General features: G+C 65.1%; 2 protein-coding genes. Both read right to left on the bottom strand.

Annotation, left to right across the window (positions count from 1 at the left end; all coding sequences use genetic code 11):
- On the bottom strand, positions 1-1,136 hold a 1,136-nt coding region (mobF, locus tag AHiyo1_RS08885), incomplete at its 3' end, for a MobF family relaxase (RefSeq protein WP_148667506.1).
- Between the two features lie 216 nt (positions 1,137-1,352).
- A partial coding sequence (locus tag AHiyo1_RS08880; RefSeq protein WP_216363162.1) for a hypothetical protein occupies positions 1,353-2,706 on the bottom strand: 1,354 nt, incomplete at its 5' end.

The following is a 2,706-nucleotide window of genomic DNA, read 5'->3' as shown; positions in this document are numbered from 1 at the left end:
GTGGCGACCCGCTCCCGCGTCAGTGATGCGACGGCGTCCACCCACTCGGCGGTGAAGTCTGACGAGCGGAAAGGGGCAGTCCGTGACCTCCGGACGGTGGCGGCCAGCACGAGTTGCGGGTCGAAACCCTGGGCTGCGGCCCGTGCCCGCCAGTTTGCGGAGAGTTGGTGCAGCGGGGCGATGGTGCCGGGTTTTGGCGCTCGTGTGGAGAGGGTTGCCTGCTGGCGGAGTTTGATGGTGGTGGTCGCCGTCGCGGGAGTGCCGTGCGTCGTGGCCCATTCCGCGACGAGCCGGTCGGTTTCCTGATCGATGAGGCGGGAGCGGCGGGAGAATTCGCGGATCAGGGTGTCTTGGATCCCGGTGAGCTGCGGGCTGGGGTTATGCGTGGTGGCTGCGGGCTCGCGGATGTCGGTGTCGGTCCCGAGGTGGCGGTGGAGGGCATCGAAGAGCAGTCCGTTGTAGTGTTCGCTGGCAGCGACGGCGGCCTTGTAGAGGGTCCGGGAGTCGAGGGTGACCCAGGCGCCGTCGGTGGTCCGTTGGACGCGGTTGGCGATGACCAGATGCGTGTGCAGCTGCGGGTCCCCGGCGCGCGACTCCCAATGATCAAAGGCGGCGGCGATGGCTCCCGTGGTGCCGATGCGGGCAACGCCATTGCGTCCGGATCTTGTGTGGATGACGGACTCTTCCAACCATTCCAGTGTGGCGTTGACGGCGTCGTGGTGGGTTTGCAGGATCTGGTCTTGGAGGGTCCGCGGGCTCAGCGCCCAGAGCACGGAGACTGATTTGGGGACGCTGAACGTCAGATCGAATCCGGCGACAGCGCGGCGCGTGCCGGCTTTTCCCTGGCTGTTTTGGACGAGCGTGGGGTGGCCGTGCGGGCGGCCAAGAGGAGCACCTGTGTCCGGATGGACGGTTTCGTCAAAGATGGCTTTCGCGTCGGCTTCGGTGACTGCGTCACCGCTGTTTCGGGTGATGCCGCCCAATCCCCTTCCGATCCAGCGCCCTTGCGGTGTCCCGGCCTTCATGTAGTAGCTTGTGGCGTCCGGGGGAGTCGGCGACACATCATCCATCATCGTGGTTTTGAATAGGTACCTCAGACCCGACTGTGCGGAGAGCCTGGCAATCGACATGGTCATGGCCGTCTCCGTGTCCGCCGTGGACGGTACTCCCTATGGTCGCAGCGGGTGGAGAACCGCTGCGAGGTGCGAGACGATTGGAAGCCTTCGCCATATTCACTGCAAATTTTCCCACTCACGTCGGTTCATCAGCAGCGGACCCAGCCACTACATGACATGCCGTGAGTCTGCCTCACGGCGATACTGGCGGAGGGGTCGTATTCTGATGGGTCGAGTTCAGCGTTGCGCGATGTAGGCGTTCCAGTTTCGGGAGGAGAGTTCGGCCCAGCGGACGGCGGTGGTCGTGGAGATGCCGAGCAGCTCTGCCAGGATGGGCGTCGGGATTTCGGCTGCGAGTTGGAACAGGGCTGCCTTGCGGGAGTTGTAGGGTTTGATGCCGTGGTCAACGAGTTGTCCGCGGATGTTTTCGGTGGCCAGGTGGTTGCCCGGGATCCCGCCGGGAAAGAGCCAGCGGCTGTTCCTGCTGGCGTAGGAGGCCTGGCCGCGCCGGTTCATGTGCTCGATGATGATCCGGTCTAGGGGTTCGGGCATGAGGATCGGGGTGCGCTCGAACGTGACGGTGACCTGGCCGTCGTCGGTGACGGTGACTTGGTCCGCGTGCATGCGGCAGATCGTGGTCAGGGGTTGGGCGAACAGGAGCATGAAAAGTCCGCCGATTCGGGTGTAGTGGCGCATCGTTTGGTCGTGGAGCAGGGTCTGGACGTGGCCCCATCGTTCTTCCTCGCTCATCGTGACGGAGGAAAAGCGCCGGGGCTGCTTGGGGATGCGCAGGCTGGTGTTGATGCCGCTGGTGCGGACCCAGCCGATGAAGGCATGCTGTGCTGTTTCGCTGCCTGGGTGGGTGATCAGGTAGCGTTCCAGATCGGCCTGGCCCATGCCGGCGAGCGTGGTGTCATGGCGGGTCAGCCAGGCCAGGAAGCGGGCCGCACCTTTGATCTGCGCACGGCCTTGCAGGACCATGGATTTGGTGAGTTGATCGTGCGCGGACTTTTGCCGCAGGTGGCGCAGTACACGCCATTGGGCGAACCGCCGGACGATGTCCGCGTCGGATTTCGGGATGGTGTCCAGCAGGTCCTCAAGCCAGGGCAGCATCCGCTCGATCCTGGCCTCGTAGTGGGGGAGGACCCCGAGCGCGGTGAGGAAGTCGCGCAGGTAGTTGGTGGTCTTGTTCGAGGGCAGCTGCTCGAACGTTTCGTGGCTGATCTGCAGTTCGCCGGTCGCCATCCGGTGCAGGATCCGGGGTCCTTCGGAGCGGCGGAACCAGTAGAGCGTGGTCTGCGGGCGGTCCACGTTCATGAGCGCGTTGAATATCGGCTGCAGTTGTTGGTGGATCTGGCCGGTGTCCGGGTCGGTGAGCAGCTCGGTGGCACGCTCGGTGAGCGTGCAGGGGCCGCAGTTGCGCCCGTAGCAGTTGTCTTCCCGGCCGCATTGCCGGCAGGAGTAGGTGGGTTTTTCCCCGGCGCAGCGGCGCAGATCTGCCTGTTCTCCCGGTCGTGGAACGCGAGCACGCGGTGCTGCCGGCAGCCGGGCAGCCCGGGGTTGCGTTGGAGTCGGGTGCGGCAGCCTGGCA

This window comes from Arthrobacter sp. Hiyo1, assembly GCF_001263615.2.
Lineage (GTDB): Bacteria > Actinomycetota > Actinomycetes > Actinomycetales > Micrococcaceae > Arthrobacter.
This window is presented reverse-complemented; position numbering and strand designations above follow the sequence as displayed.